This is a genomic window from Kamptonema sp. PCC 6506 (assembly GCF_000180455.1).
GTDB lineage: Bacteria > Cyanobacteriota > Cyanobacteriia > Cyanobacteriales > Microcoleaceae > Kamptonema > Kamptonema formosum.
Window position 1 is genome coordinate 1 of record NZ_CACA01000276.1, and the last position, 13,514, is coordinate 13,514.

The window sequence follows — 13,514 nt, forward strand, 5'->3', positions numbered from 1 at the left end:
AGCCCCTAGCCCCTCTTTTTCAGGCTGGTATGATTACAGTAAAAGTTGAACCCTTACCCAACTCACTTTTTACTGTAATCTCTCCTCCCATCATCTCGCAGAACTTCTTTGCGATCGCCAACCCCAAACCAGTACCACCGTATTTGCGTGTAGTTGAAGGATCTGCCTGCATAAAAGGTTGAAATAGCCTTTGCAACTGCTCTGAACTCATGCCGATACCAGTATCAGTGCAATTAAAAATTAAAAAATCATAATCAGCGATTAAAGTTTTAGATAAATCATTTTCAACATCTGATTCCCTATCTTTCAATTTTTCTGATTCAATTGCTACTCTTTCCCTACTCACAGTCAGCGAAATCGTACCATCATGAGTAAACTTAGCCGCATTACTGAGTAAATTAAACAAAATCTGTCGCACTTTCGTTTGGTCTGAGTGCATAAATCCAATATCTTCTCCATACTGTACATTCAGGCGATTAGCATTTTTGATCAATAGTGGCTCAACAGTTGCTACTACATCTCGGATCGTAGCCCTCACATCAAACGTCATCAACTCCATCTCCATCCTGCCTGCTTCAATCTTAGACAAGTCCAGAATTTCGTCAATCAATCCCAGTAAATGCTTGCCTGCTTTGTAAATATTTTTCACATCGCAAACAAATTCTTCCTCACCTAAATCTTCAGCATCCTCTTGCAACATCTCGCTATAGCCAATGATCGCGTTGAGGGGAGTTCTCAACTCGTGACTCATGTTAGCAAGAAATTGGCTCTTGGCTAAATTGGCAGCTTCAGCAGCCTCTTTAGCCTTATACATTTCCTCTAGTACCCGTTTGCGGTCAGTAATATCGCGGACAACGGTACAAATAATTTCTCTACCGCCGTAAGAAATTAAATTAGCATTCACTTCAACATCAACAAGAGAACCATCTCGGCGGCAGTAAATCACTTCGCCTAGCCTGCGCTGTTTTCTTCTGATCAACAGCTCAATATTGCGGTTAACTGTATCTTTATCGTGAACAGTAATATCGTAAACAGTGAGATTCAAAATATCATTAAGAGTATAGCCCAGTAAATTTATAAAAGCTGTATTAGCTTCTAAAATGCGTTTAGTTTTAGCATCAAACAAAAAAATACTATCCGAGGCCTGCTCAACTACAGCGCGATAGCGTGCTCTTTCCTCTATTTGTTCGCTCTCAGCTTGCTCGATCTCCGCTAGCATTCCATTAATAGTGCTACCAAGGCTCGATAATTCATCTCTACCAGCCACAGACAAGCGGAGCGAGAGGTCTTTGCTAGTGCTAATCCGGTTCACCCCTCGTGTTAGATAGCTCAATCTAGACAAGACTTGGCGCTCTAATAGCAGTATAATACAGCCGCTAAACCCTACCCCCACTAGGACTACAGAGGCAAGCAAATAATGTAAGCTCCTTTGACCTTGCTGATAGATTTCTCTAGGGATATTCACTTGCAATAGTAGTGCTGGTTGACCATAAATATCTTTCAGTAGGGCGTATCCTGCAAGTGAATTTTCATTTATTGGGCTTACTAAAATTGGTTTTTTATCAGATAGAGTATTTCGTACAACTTTGAAGTCTGCTGGTAGCTGAGGCTCATTAATACTATGAACGGTGAGGGGAAAGCGGGTAATTTTAGACAACCGATTAATGGCAGTAGCATCTAGATTTCGACCAAAGATAAGCGTACCTCGGATTGGGCCTGTTCCTTGAGTATTTACAATCGGTTGTGAAGTAATCAGCATCGGCCCTGAAGGCAGCAGAATAATGCCGGAACGCTTGCTTTGGGGGGTGGGATGTTTTAACAGAAGATCGTTAACATTTAGGTGAGATTTTAATATCTCTGGTATCGGTGTATTTTCGCCCTTTTTGGTGTCAAAACCAGTACCGTAGATCGTCTTTCCAGAAGTATTAATAAACAAGGAAAGATTGACGTTTAAGTTTCCTAGCGCTTCGGGCGCTAAATTCGAGTTAATATATTCTTTGTTAGCATCTTGAATAAAAGTATATGTGTCATCCCACGCTGACCAATCAGCAAAGCGGGAGTTAAAGTCACTTTCCGTTTGGCTAAATACGCTCAGCACTCCATTGACAACTTGACGAGCTTCCTGTTCTTCGGCTTTCTTGAGACTCCTCAGAAGGATTGTTGAGGATGTCAAGTAAAGAACGCTAGTTAATCCAGCGAGGGTAACACCAATTATTAATAGTGTCTTATGACGAAGTTTCATCTTTTTTCCTGCCTGGATACTCCTGTCATATCTGTATTCAGGTTGACAGTGAGAGAAAAGGCTTGCTCAGTATATATGCTTCTCCACGATTAGTCCTAAAGCCGGAACTCAGGAGAAATCTTTCACTGCCAATCTTTAGAGGGCGATTGCTCAATAATACCTCTCTCTAAGGGGATGCGGGAGATACGGAGATGGGGGATGGGGAGCGGGGGAGAGGGGGGAGCAGGGGGGGATGGGGGCAACTTAATCAATTAAAAATTAAAAATTAAAAATTAAAGCCTACAATTTTTAATTTTTAATCGATCGGAGGGGGATGAAGTCAACTAGATACAATATCTCTTTTTTGTCATTCTCGTTACAGAATTTTCTGAAGTATTGATTTAATAAGGCTTTCGCCTTGAAGTTTTAGCTACCAAGCTCATCTTTTAAATTTGAATAAAACTATACCCGACTTTTTTTGTCGGGTATGTTTGACAACATTTTGAGCTCGTGTTACTATCCACACAGAGTCGAAAACCACCGTAGAAAGTAGGGAGTCCACCCATGACCCAAGCAACCAAAACCAAATCCACATCAGCAACTGCTGTCAGCCTCAAGTGCAAAGAATGTGGCGCAGAGTATGAACTCGAAGCTAAGCACGTTTGCGACCTGTGTTTTGGGCCGCTGGAGGTTAAATACGACTACGATGCTATTCGTCGCACCGTTTCCCGCCAAACTATCGAAGCTGGCCCTAACTCGATTTGGCGCTACCGCTCCTTTTTACCAGTCGCTACAGATAATGTTATTGATGTCGGCACGGGTATGACTCCCTTGCTTAAGTCTCACCGTTTAGCTCGCCGCCTGGGTCTAAAAAATCTTTATATTAAAAATGATGCTGTCAATATGCCCACTCTCAGCTTCAAAGATAGAGTGGTGTCAGTCGCTCTTAGTAGAGCTAGAGAATTGGGTTTTACTACTGTTTCCTGTGCTAGCACTGGCAACTTAGCTAATTCTACAGCGGCGATCGCAGCCCATGCCGGTCTAGATTGTTGTGTCTTCATCCCCTCCGACTTGGAAGCGGGCAAAATATTAGGCACTCTGATCTACAACCCAACGGTAATGGCAGTTCACGGCAACTACGACCAAGTTAACCGCCTCTGCTGTGAAGTAGCCAATACACACGGCTGGGGATTTGTCAATATCAACCTGCGTCCCTACTACTCCGAGGGTTCTAAAACTCTTGGCTATGAAGTAGCCGAACAGTTAGGCTGGCAATTGCCAGATCACATCGTCGCTCCCTTAGCTTCTGGCTCCCTCTTCACTAAAATTTACAAAGGTTTTCAAGAATTTACAGAAGTCGGGTTAGTGGAAGGTAAGAAAGTGCGGTTTAGCGGAGCTCAAGCAGACGGTTGTTCGCCGATCGCTCAAGCATTCCGCGAAGAACGGGATTTCGTAACGCCAGTCAAGCCGAATACAATTGCTAAATCGATCGCGATCGGCAACCCCGCAGACGGCATCTACGCCTTAGAAATTGCCCGGAAAACAGGCGGTAACATCGAATCCGTCAGCGATGCCGAAATCATCGAAGGCATGAAATTATTAGCGGAAACTGAAGGTATCTTCACCGAAACCGCAGGCGGAACTACGATCGCAGTCTTGAAAAAACTCGTAGAAGCTGGCAAAATTGACCCCGAAGAAACCACCGTCGCCTACATCACCGGCAACGGCTTGAAAACCCAAGAAGCCGTCCAAGGATACATCGGCGAACCGATTACCCTAGAGCCGAAATTAGAAGCATTTGAGCGTGCCCTAGAACGTGCTCGGACGCTCGATCGCTTAGAATGGCAAGAAGTGAGCGTCTAATTATCATTTGTTAGTTGTTAATGGTTAGTGGTTAGTGGTTAATTGGAAAATACAACTACAACCAACAACTAACAAGTAACAACTAACAACCAACAACTAACAACCAACAACAAACCATGACTGTCAAAGTTTTAATTCCCACACCCTTGCAAAAATTCACCAACAATCAAGCCACTATTGAGTGTGGAGGCGGCAACATTGTCGAACTGATTGAAGCACTAGAAACCAATTGTCCCGGCATCAAAAAAAGCCTCTGTGACGAACAAGGTGAACCCCGCAGATTTTTGAACTTCTACGTTAATAGCGAAGATATCCGCTTTTTGGATGGCTCAAAGACTGAACTCAAAGACGGAGATGAAGTTAGCATCGTCCCTGCTGTTGCAGGCGGCTAATTAATTAATGATTAATCGCAGATGAACGCAGATGATTATCAAATCTATCTGCGTTTATTTTTTTTACATCTAAACCAATTTTCAATCACCTAGACAGATTCCAAGTCCGCGAGCCGTTTTAACTAGAGTACCTTTGGGATTGACTGCACTGTATTTCGCGATCGCATCGCTAAGCGGAACGCTAACCACTTCTCGCTTTTGCCAAGTTACCATCTGGTCATATTTCCCCTCAGCAATTAAATCAACTGCGGCCACGCCAAAAGCTGAAGCAATTAATCTTTCTAGCGGCGAAGGAGTTCCCCCGCGTTGAATATGTCCCAAAACAGTTACTCGCGTTTCCGCACCGCTACATTCAGAAATTGCATCAGCTAAATGCTGACCAATTCCCCCTAATCTGCGCTGTCCTAAGCGATTTGTATGTATCACTTGTTCGCCTTCTTCAGTGCGGACGGCCTCAGCGACAATAATTAAGCAGTAGTTTTTTCCCTGTTCTTGGCGTTCTTGGATTTTGGCACAGATATTAGATAATGTGTAAGGAATTTCAGGAATGAGAATTACATCTGCACCCCCAGCAATGCCGGCACTAATTGCAATGTGTCCAGCATCCCGTCCCATGACTTCCATAATCATCACCCGCGAATGGCTAGCGGCGGTGAAATGCAAGCGATCTAATGCTTCTGTGGCAATATTAACTGCGGTATCAAAACCGATGGAACGTTCGGTAATTCCAACATCATTATCAATAGTTTTAGGAATAGCAACTAAGTTGATATTGCCTTGTTGAGCAATTCGCTGGAGAATTGCTAGACTGCCGTCACCGCCAATGCCAATTAAGGCATCTAGTCCGAGTTGATTATAGCCTTCAATGATATCGGCGGTGCGATCGCACAAGCTGCCATCAGGCATGGGAAATGCAAAAGGATCTCCCTTATTTGTCGTGCCTAGCATTGTACCGCCAGCCGTGAGCCAAGGGTCAACTTTTTCAATATCGAGGGAAATTGCCTGTGGAGGACGGTTCATCAATCCGTTAGTGGCTTGACGAATTCCTAGAACTTCCCAATTATATGTTCCCGTTGCGCGGTAAACCACTGCTCGAATTACAGCGTTTAAGCCTGCACAATCTCCTCCACTGGTGAGGATGCCAATGCGTTTATGTTCTCCCATTCATACGCCCGTAATGCGATCAAGGCATTAGCATATCAAGTTTAGGGGTACGCCAAACGTATCTTAAAAAGATTGTAGACTTGGTGATGTCTACTGATTAACTTATGTAACAATAGAAGAAGGGGCTAGGGGCTAGGGGCTAGGGGCTAGGGAAGAAGGAAGAAGGAAGAGGGAAGAAAGAAGAGGAAAAAGAGAAGACTGATTTATCATTCCTAAATTCAGAATCAAACACAATTACCAATCACCAATTACCAATCACCAATCACCAATTACCAATTACCAATTACCAATCACCAATTACCAATTACCAATTACCAATCACCAATTACCAATTACCAATTACCAATTACCAATTACCCTTTCTAAGTATCGTCGTAATCGGAAATGCTGCGGCTTTAATCTTAACTAATTCCCGCAATGCTTGGGGACTAGCTATTCTGGCAAGTCTTGCTTTTGCACTTTATCTAGGTTGGCGAACTTTAGTTGCACTTGTTATTAGTGCAACTGGGGGCATTTTGTGGTCAGCATTTGGGCCCGAACCAGTAAGAAAATGGCTGCGGGAGATTGTTCCCTATTTTATTTGGGGAAGACTCACCGATCAAATGTATCAAAATCGTCCTGTAGCTACACTGCGAAAAACTCAGTGGGAATTTGCCTGGAATATGACTCAGCAACGTCCTTGGACTGGTTGGGGACTGCGAAATTTTACACCTCTTTATGAAGCACAAATGCACAGATGGCTGGGCCATCCTCACAATTTATTTCTGATGTTAACTGCTGAAACAGGCATACCCGCAACACTGTTTTTATGTGGTTTAGTAGGTTGGATTTTTGCTCAAGGGATATTGTTATTAGTCAAATCGCCCTTAGCAAAAAATGAAAATTATTTGACCGGAGATATGCACTTACAATCTCCCATATTAGCAGAGCAAGATAGAATTATTTTCTTTAGTTATCTTGTCGCTTTTGCGGCTTGTACGATCTTTAATACTGTAGATGTAACATTGTTTGATTTACGAGTAAATACTATAGGTTGGTTGCTATTAGCGGCTATTTGCGGCTTAACTTATGGGAATCGCGTTCAGTCTTAGAAATTATAAGTAAATCCACCTAATTAAACATAAGATTATGTCCAGCAAATTACTTACTGTCATTGCGAGCGAAGCGAAGCAATCGCCTAGTCTCTGCGATTGCTTCGCTTCGCTCGCAATGACAAGTATTTAAAATGACAAGTATTTAACCGGACATAATATAAGATCGGGATAGCTAAAAAGCTGACTGTATAAACATTATTCCTTCTCTCCTAGATAACTAAATCCTTCTTCCTTCTTTCCTAGATAACTAAATCCTTCTTCCTTCTTCCTTCTTCCTTCTACTTACTTTTTAAACGGCCTGCAAGACTTACCACCACTGCCACCAATTCATTAGAATCCAGAGGTTTAGGCAAGTGGATCTGAAAACCTTCCCGTAGCGATCGCGCCCGATCCTCCGATCTAGCATAAGCCGTCAAAGCCGCCGCCGGGATATCGGCGATATCGGAAAGTGCCCTTACTTGACGGATTAAAGCATACCCATCTTCTACAGGCATCCCAATATCGCTCAACATTACATCTGGCTTCAAAATTTTAATCGCTTCAAGTGCTTCCTGTGCGGATGCAGAGGTTGTCACCTCTGCCCCAGAACCTTCTAAGACTGTACGTACAAACTCCCGCGAATCTACCTCATCGTCTACAACTAATACCCGTAACCCTTGAAGAGGGGCATCGGTTGAGGATTGGGGAGGGATGGGGAGGGGTAGGGAAGCTGTTTCTACTCCTACCCCCTCAATCTTCTTCCTCTCAGGAAGGGGCAATCTAACTGTAAATGCAGATCCTTTGCCACTTCCTTGAGAGTCAGCTTTGACAGTACCACCGTGCAGTTCCACCAAGTGACGGACGATTGCTAATCCCAGTCCCAATCCGCTGTACGATCGCGTAGTAGTGCTGTCCGCTTGACTGAAACGGTCGAAAACGTGAGGCAAAAATTCAGGGTTAATTCCTTGTCCGGTATCTGTCACCTCAATTTCAGCGCAAAAATTCCCTTCTAACTCACTACCAACTCTATGGATGGCGATGGTTACGCAGCCGCCGTTGGGGGTAAACTTAATCGCATTCGAGAGCAGATTCCAGATCACTTGCTGCAAACGGCTGCTATCGCCTGAGATCCTCTCAATTCTTTCATCCAGTAAAGGTATGATTTGAATTGACTTGGCTTGCGCCGCAGGGATTACCGTTTCGATCGCTGCTTCCACCACCGAGACCAAATCTACTAACCGCAGATTCAGGCGTAATTTGCCGGTAATAATCCGTGAAACATCTAGCAAATCCTCGATCAGCGCCGCCAGTGACTTAGTGTTGCGGTCAATGGTTTCTAAGGCGCGGGCTGTCTTTTCTTCGTCAAATTTCCGCGATCGCAGTAGTTGAGTCCAACCCAGCATCGCATTTAGAGGCGTTCGCAATTCGTGAGATAAAGTTGCCAGAAACTCATCTTTGAGCCGATTTGCTTGTAGTAATTCTTCCGCTCTTTGGTGCAGTGCGGCTTCTAACTGTTTGCGTTCAGTCAAATCGAGAATGAAGGCAACTGACTCTTCACGCTGTTCTCCTACTAAAATAAAACCGATTAAAACCGGAACGCGGCTGCCATCAGAGCGGATATATTCTTTTTCGTAGGGAGGGGAAACACCAGTCTTTTTTCCCTCCTTGATACTTTGCTCATCTAGGGGCAGATATTCTGGCGGGGTAATCTCAGTCCAGCGCAATTCACCTCGGCGCAAGTGTTCGCGGCTGTAACCAACTATTCGCAAAAATTCAGCGTTAGCATCAGTAATACTGCCATAAATATCAGCAAACACAATGCCAATAGAGGCAGCAGCTACAAAACTCTTCAGCTTTTCCTCAGTTGCTCTCAGTGCTGCTTCTGTCAGCTTGCGTTCTGTTATATCTTGGAAATAAACGCACATTCCTTCTGGAGTTGGATGCCAGCGCAAGGCAAACCACCTGTTATCTAAGGGTGGGAAAAGGTGTTCGTACTCAAAGTTTAGGTTCTCGGCTTTGGCTTGCAGGATTTGCTCGTAGTAGGGTGTATCTTTTAACTCGGGAAATACTTCCCACACAATTTTGCCCAAAATCTGCGATCGCTGCTTGCCTAAAATCTCTTCGCCTTTGCGGTTAATGTAAGTGTAGCGCCACTCTCCATCGAAGCTGGCAAAACCGTCGCCAATGCTTTCGAGAATGTTGACTATTTCTTGGCTAGCCTTTTGTAGCGCCGCTTCTGTTTGCTTGCGCTCGGTGATGTCCAGATTGATTCCTACCCAGTTAGCGATCGCGCCGGAACTGTCGCGCACGGGGACTCCCCGACTTAAGATGGTGTGGTAATTGCCATCAATACCTAAGAATTTGTGTTCGCAATCCCAAACGCTACCGCTATTAATGCACTCTCTCCATTCTGAGCAAGTGCGATCGACATCTGCGGGTGGTAATTTACCTGATAGGCCTGATTTCTGGCATTCTTCCAGAGTCATTCCAATCAACTCCAAAAATGAGTCGCTGAGGTAGTTGATACTGCCGTTGGGATTGCAAATCCAGACTCCGAAGGGGATTGACTCGCCGATCGCGCGGTAGCGTGCTTCTGAGGCAGCTAGAGCGTTTGCTGTTGCTTGAGTAGCGGCTAGAGCGTTTGCCCGTTCGTATTCTGCCTGAATGCGATCGCTGATATCTATACAAGAACCAATGTAGCCGACAAAGGTACCGTCAGCATTAAACCGGGGAATTGCCGTATCTAAAAGCCACCGGTATTCACCGTCAAACCGCTTTAAGCGGTACTCAATCTTAAAATCAAGCCTTGCGTCAAAGGCAGTGGTATAAGTATCTAGACAACGCTCCACATCGTCGGGGTGAACGCCTTGGGCCCAGCCATTGCCTATTTCTTCTGCTAAAGTTCTGCCCGTAAATTCCAGCCAGGGCTTGTTAAAATAATCGCAGAGCTTATCGGTATCGGACATCCAAATCATCACTGGCGCTGTATCCGCCATGATCTCAAATCGCTCTTCACTTTCCTGTCTTGCTGCTTCCGCTAAGAGGCGATCGCGCCGCTCTTGGGCTTCCCGCAGCGCTCGCTTTACAGCAGGCACGAGCCGCCCCAACCTTTCTTTTACGACATAATCAGTAGCGCCATTTTTCAAAGTTTCCACAGCTAGTTCTTCGCCCAAGGTAGCAGAAACGAAAATAAACGGCACATCAGAACATCTAGCTTGTGCGATTGCTAATGCTGATATCCCATCAAAAGAAGGTAACGAATAATCTGCCAGAATTAGATCGAAAGAGTCTTTTTCAATTGCCTCGATGAAATCAAGTCGGGTTTCCACCCGTTTTAAATAACACTTGATTCCGCCTTCAATGAGGTATTCTTCAATTAGTTCTGCATCGAGAATGCTATCTTCTAGTAACAGGATATTTAGCGTTTTCACGATTTTATTTTACTAGGGTTAGTTGTTGATTGTAAACACAAATTAACTTTCATCGAGCGGTTTTTAACATCTCTATCCACCCCTTTTTATGCCAATTATCCAAAATTATGCAACATTAGAGGCAGGAGGCAGGAAGTCGATCTTCTGAAGTTAACTCAACAATGCAGATTGTCTCAATAATTGGGAGAATTGATATTATTAGAAGGACAGAGGCTTACTCTCTTATTCCTAACATAACTATTCTCTTTTGCCAACAAAAAACTTATTCCTTTAACCATTACTTCTGCGAGCAGGTACAGCTCCCGGAGGTGGCTCATTCACCACCGCCCAAAACAGCCCCAATTCTTTAATAGCATCAACAAACTCGCGGAAATCAACAGGCTTTACCACATAACCATTGGCTCCTAAATCATAACTTTTAATCACATCTTGCTCTTCGCGGGAAGAGGTTAACATCACGACAGGAACTCTTTTCAATTCCGGGTCAGATTTGATTTGTGCTAGCACTTCCAAACCGTCCACTTTCGGCAACTTCAAATCCAATAATACTACAACAGGATGACCTCCCATCCGCAGCTTAAAAATTCCCTTCTGATAAAGATAATCCAGTGCTTCTTCACCGTCCCGTACTACTATAACCTCATTAGCAAGATGATTTTCTGCCAGGGCGACCAGTGTTAACTCAACATCATTACCGCTATCTTCAACTAGCAAAATTCGCTTTAATTCTTCCATTATTCAACCTCTCCCTGTAACCTTGGTAGGGAAAAGTAGAAAGTCGCTCCGACACCTACAGTACCTTGTGCCCAGGTTTCACCGCCATGCCGATAAATGATTCTTCTGACATTGGCTAGACCAATGCCAGTTCCCTCAAACTCTTGTTCGCTATGGAGTCTTTGAAACACACCAAAGAGTTTGTGAACGTATCGCATATCAAATCCTACGCCGTTATCACGGATTGAGAAAATAGCCATATCCTCCTGGTATTGTGGATTTGGGATTTTAGATTTTAGACCAACGCTTTCTTTATCCAAGTTATAATATTTTAGATTGTCAGCTAATGCCGCCCAAGTCAACTCAGAACTTGGTAATTTACAATAATCCGACACATAACCGATTTCAATGATAGTTTGAGGCTGCGTCCGAGTGTACTTTAACGCATTTTCAATCAAATTCCGTAATGCCAAACGTAGCATGGAAATATCACCATTAACTAGAGGTAAATTAGGCTGTATTTGCCACTGGATATCTCTGCCATTTGTTTCGGGTTCAAATTCGTGCTTCACTTCTTTAATCAAAAGTTCCATATTCACAGCCATGCAGTGCATTTCGGCGCGACCCATGCGGGAAAAAGCGAGTAAGTCATCGACTAGAATTCCTGCTTGTTTGGCTGTATGAGCTATGGTATTGAGATAGCGGTGGCTAGTTTCATCTAAATTTGAGTTGTTGCGCTTGAGTAGCAATTCTACAAAACCGCTAATGTGGCGCAGGGGGGCTCGCAAATCGTGGGAAACGGAATAGCAAAAAGATTCGAGTTCGGAGTTAACTGCTTGCAGTTGCAGGGTACGCTCTTTTACTGCTGCTTCCAGGTTTTCGTTGAATCTACGGATTTCTACTTCTGCGATTTTAAGCTTGGTAATATCTTGAAATAATAAGGCGGAAGTAGGCGGATGACCGTGCATAGCAGGCAAAGTATCGCCAAAGGCAACGATCGAGCGGATGCCTCCTGGGGTATGCCAGTTAAACTCGAACCCATCCAGGTGTTCCCCCCGCGCTACCCGTACTCCTGGCATTCGATCGTCAGGAATTCGCTCTCCCGATGCGTCAGTACAGTAATAAATAGTGTGATATTTTTCTGCGGGTCGATTCTTGGGAAATTCTCCACCGGCCATGACGTTAGCGGCAATATTTGCAAATGTTACTTTTGCCGTTTCTGGTTCGACTAATAATATTGGAGATGGCAAAAAGTTGAGCATTTCTTCGAGCCATTTTTGTTGATTTTTAAGTTCTGACTCGACTTGTTTGCGCTCGGTGATGTCTTCGATAACGCCAGCGGCGCGGTGGGTTTCTCCCTGTTTATTCTTAATAGGAAAACCGCGATCGCGTACCCAACGCACTGAGCCGTCGGGTCGCAGGATGCGGAATTCTTCGTCGTATTGTCCCTGTAGCACTGTCTGGAAAAATTTTGCTTGGACGCGATCGCGATCTTCAGGGTGAATGCTCTCGAGCGATTCGATAAAATTAGCTTGTAAACTTTCGCAACTGCGTCCCCAGATTTTTTCGTAGGCGGGACTGACATAGAGTAATTCTCGCTTTGCGAGGTCGGCGACCCAAAAGACATCTGATATATTGTCTGTCACCTGACGAAACCGCTCTTCGCTCTCCCGCAGTGCTTCTGATGTTTGCTTAAGTTCTGTGATGTCTGCGATCGCAGCAAATGCACCTTTGAAGGAGCCAGTATCATCTTTAATGGAACTGCTAGAGACAAGTGCCCATAGTTCGCAACCATCGCGGCGGCGAAACCGCAAATGTGCGCGATCGCTCTTTCCCTGCTTAACTCGCTCCAAATGCTCCACAATTTGCCCTCTTGCTACCTCATCAGCGAACTCAAAAACGTATTGGCCGAGTATTTCTTCCCTGCTATAGCTCAGCATTTCTGCCATCCGCTGGTTAACATAATCTGTGCGTCCCAAAGTGTCAATTGTCAAGATACCTTCACTGGCAGTGTCAAGTAGGTGACGGTAGCGTTCTTCGCTCAGCTTGAGCTTTGAGAGCATCACTTCTACCCGCTTTTTAGCTGTTTGCAGTTCCGCAGTCAAGGAAGCGATCGTCATCGTCACCACCAAGAACATACTCAGCCGGACAATGGCAGCTAAACCGCTAAGGGTGAGGGAAAAAGCTGGCGGTAAAAAGAAATAAACGCTAAGTATTGCGGACAGAAGCGACGCTAGCAGTCCCGGCCCCAGACCTCCATACCAGGCACTTACTGCCACAGCACCGAAAAATACACCGAAAATGCTCCCTTGCAACAGCGGCTTCAGAGCTAGTGTCAGCATAAATGACACAGCCACCGTGAAGACAGCAACGCCGTAGGGCCGCGATCGGGAGTCTATTTTTAGCTTCAGCATATTTAGCCTCTTTAGCGGGGAAAGTTTTCTACTCTTCTCGCCTCAAAACCGCGTTGGCGTATCATACCGGCAGGGTTTAGCGTTGCGAGTGCAACCAAGCAATCTCAAAAGTCCAAACTCTCCTATCTTCCCTCGTTCTCACAGCCTATTTACTTTGGTAGAACTTTGTATACTTGATTGTCAGTGTAGTTAGCATCTCTCCAAAGAATGATTTCTAGAAGTGATAAGTAGAAGGAAGAAGG

At 44.6% G+C, this 13,514-nt stretch carries 8 protein-coding genes; 3 read left to right on the top strand and 5 right to left on the bottom strand.

The genetic code is table 11. From position 1 onward, the window contains the following. Positions 1-19: 19 nt before the first annotated feature. The gene (locus tag OSCI_RS15000; protein WP_007355856.1) at positions 20-2,242 is read right to left on the bottom strand and encodes a CHASE4 domain-containing protein; all 2,223 of its coding nucleotides are present in this window, start codon (positions 2,240-2,242) and stop codon (positions 20-22) included. A 543-nt stretch (positions 2,243-2,785) separates the two neighbouring features. Between OSCI_RS15000 and thrC the strand changes: the two genes are divergently transcribed. Both thrC and OSCI_RS15010 read left to right on the top strand, forming a co-directional pair. Next, positions 2,786-4,084, top strand: a complete 1,299-nt coding sequence (thrC, locus tag OSCI_RS15005; protein WP_007355857.1) for a threonine synthase — start codon at positions 2,786-2,788, stop codon at positions 4,082-4,084. Positions 4,085-4,200: 116 nt separating this feature from the next. Beyond that, positions 4,201-4,476 carry a MoaD/ThiS family protein gene (locus tag OSCI_RS15010; RefSeq protein ID WP_007355858.1) on the top strand — a complete coding sequence of 92 codons (276 nt, stop codon included), beginning with the start codon at positions 4,201-4,203 and terminating at the stop codon, positions 4,474-4,476. 81 nt (positions 4,477-4,557) lie between these two features. Here the strand turns inward: OSCI_RS15010 and OSCI_RS15015 are convergent, their stop codons facing one another. Further along, a complete protein-coding gene (locus OSCI_RS15015) occupies positions 4,558-5,640 on the bottom strand; it encodes an ATP-dependent 6-phosphofructokinase (protein ID WP_007355859.1) in 1,083 nt (360 codons plus the stop codon). 434 nt (positions 5,641-6,074) lie between these two features. Between OSCI_RS15015 and OSCI_RS15020 the strand changes: the two genes are divergently transcribed. Further along, a complete protein-coding gene (locus tag OSCI_RS15020) occupies positions 6,075-6,731 on the top strand; it encodes an O-antigen ligase family protein (RefSeq protein WP_420705288.1) in 657 nt (218 codons plus the stop codon). Between the two features lie 281 nt (positions 6,732-7,012). On the opposite strand, the gene OSCI_RS15025 is transcribed toward OSCI_RS15020, so the two are convergent. The 3 genes from OSCI_RS15025 to OSCI_RS15035 all read right to left on the bottom strand — a co-directional run bounded on the left by OSCI_RS15025 (position 7,013) and on the right by OSCI_RS15035 (position 13,272). Continuing rightward, positions 7,013-10,144: a PAS domain S-box protein gene (locus OSCI_RS15025; protein ID WP_007355861.1), complete on the bottom strand. Its 3,132-nt coding sequence runs from the start codon at positions 10,142-10,144 to the stop codon at positions 7,013-7,015. Positions 10,145-10,414: 270 nt separating this feature from the next. Next, complete coding sequence (locus OSCI_RS15030; RefSeq protein WP_007355862.1) at positions 10,415-10,879, bottom strand: response regulator; 465 nt, start codon at positions 10,877-10,879, stop codon at positions 10,415-10,417. After that, a complete protein-coding gene (locus OSCI_RS15035) occupies positions 10,879-13,272 on the bottom strand; it encodes a PAS domain-containing sensor histidine kinase (RefSeq protein WP_007355863.1) in 2,394 nt (797 codons plus the stop codon). The genes OSCI_RS15030 and OSCI_RS15035 overlap by 1 nt, the downstream gene beginning before the upstream one ends. Positions 13,273-13,514 lie beyond the last annotated feature (242 nt).

Coding starts and splice junctions, on each gene's coding strand:
- OSCI_RS15010 (WP_007355858.1), top strand. CDS start 4,201: ATGACTGTCAAAGTTTTAATTCCCACACCCTTGCAAAAATTCACCAAC.
- OSCI_RS15035 (WP_007355863.1), bottom strand. CDS start 13,272: ATGCTGAAGCTAAAAATAGACTCCCGATCGCGGCCCTACGGCGTTGCT.
- OSCI_RS15030 (WP_007355862.1), bottom strand. CDS start 10,879: ATGGAAGAATTAAAGCGAATTTTGCTAGTTGAAGATAGCGGTAATGAT.
- OSCI_RS15015 (WP_007355859.1), bottom strand. CDS start 5,640: ATGGGAGAACATAAACGCATTGGCATCCTCACCAGTGGAGGAGATTGT.
- thrC (WP_007355857.1), top strand. CDS start 2,786: ATGACCCAAGCAACCAAAACCAAATCCACATCAGCAACTGCTGTCAGC.
- OSCI_RS15000 (WP_007355856.1), bottom strand. CDS start 2,242: ATGAAACTTCGTCATAAGACACTATTAATAATTGGTGTTACCCTCGCT.